This is a genomic window from Streptomyces sp. NPDC098101, from assembly GCF_044760185.1.
Taxonomy (GTDB): Bacteria; Actinomycetota; Actinomycetes; order Streptomycetales; family Streptomycetaceae; genus Streptomyces.
This window is the reverse complement of record NZ_JBIWAS010000014.1, coordinates 1-1,532: the sequence shown is the minus strand read 5'-3', so window position 1 is coordinate 1,532 and position 1,532 is coordinate 1. Positions and strand designations below refer to the sequence as shown.

The following is a 1,532-nucleotide window of genomic DNA, read 5'->3' as shown; positions in this document are numbered from 1 at the left end:
TTCAGAACTAACACAGTGGACGCGAGCAACTGAGGACAAGCCCTCGGCCTATTAGTACCGGTCAGCTCCACCCCTTACAGGGCTTCCACATCCGGCCTATCAACCCAGTCGTCTACTGGGAGCCTTACCCCATCAAGTGGGTGGGAATACTCATCTCGAAGCAGGCTTCCCGCTTAGATGCTTTCAGCGGTTATCCCTCCCGAACGTAGCCAACCAGCCATGCCCTTGGCAGGACAACTGGCACACCAGAGGTTCGTCCGTCCCGGTCCTCTCGTACTAGGGACAGCCCTTCTCAATATTCCTGCGCGCGCAGCGGATAGGGACCGAACTGTCTCACGACGTTCTAAACCCAGCTCGCGTACCGCTTTAATGGGCGAACAGCCCAACCCTTGGGACCGACTCCAGCCCCAGGATGCGACGAGCCGACATCGAGGTGCCAAACCATCCCGTCGATATGGACTCTTGGGGAAGATCAGCCTGTTATCCCCGGGGTACCTTTTATCCGTTGAGCGACGGCGCTTCCACAAGCCACCGCCGGATCACTAGTCCCGACTTTCGTCCCTGCTCGACCCGTCGGTCTCACAGTCAAGCTCCCTTGTGCACTTACACTCAACACCTGATTGCCAACCAGGCTGAGGGAACCTTTGGGCGCCTCCGTTACCCTTTGGGAGGCAACCGCCCCAGTTAAACTACCCATCAGACACTGTCCCTGATCCGGATCACGGACCGAGGTTAGACATCCAGCACGACCAGAGTGGTATTTCAACGGCGACTCCACCATGACTGGCGTCACGGCTTCACAGTCTCCCACCTATCCTACACAAGCCGAACCGAACACCAATATCAAACTGTAGTAAAGGTCCCGGGGTCTTTCCGTCCTGCTGCGCGAAACGAGCATCTTTACTCGTAGTGCAATTTCACCGGGCCTATGGTTGAGACAGTCGAGAAGTCGTTACGCCATTCGTGCAGGTCGGAACTTACCCGACAAGGAATTTCGCTACCTTAGGATGGTTATAGTTACCACCGCCGTTTACTGGCGCTTAAGTTCTCAGCTTCGCAACCCCGAAAGGTCACTAACCGGTCCCCTTAACGTTCCAGCACCGGGCAGGCGTCAGTCCGTATACATCGCCTTACGGCTTCGCACGGACCTGTGTTTTTAGTAAACAGTCGCTTCTCGCTGGTCTCTGCGGCCACCCCCAGCTCACGGAGCAAGTCCGATCACCAGGCGTGGCCCCCCTTCTCCCGAAGTTACGGGGGCATTTTGCCGAGTTCCTTAACCATAGTTCACCCGAACGCCTCGGTATTCTCTACCTGACCACCTGAGTCGGTTTAGGGTACGGGCCGCCATGAAACTCGCTAGAGGCTTTTCTCGACAGCATAGGATCATCCACTTCACCACAATCGGCTCGGCATCAGGTCTCAGCCTCAGTGTGTGACGGATTTGCCTATCACACGGCCTACACCCTTACCCCGGGACAACCACCGCCCGGGCTGGACTACCTTCCTGCGTCACCCCATCGCTTACCTACTAC

1 rRNA gene is annotated in these 1,532 nt (G+C 56.9%); it reads right to left on the bottom strand.

The window, feature by feature from the left end:
• Positions 1-31: 31 nt before the first annotated feature.
• Positions 32-1,532, bottom strand: a 23S ribosomal RNA gene (locus ACIQVI_RS32810); the annotation flags it as partial.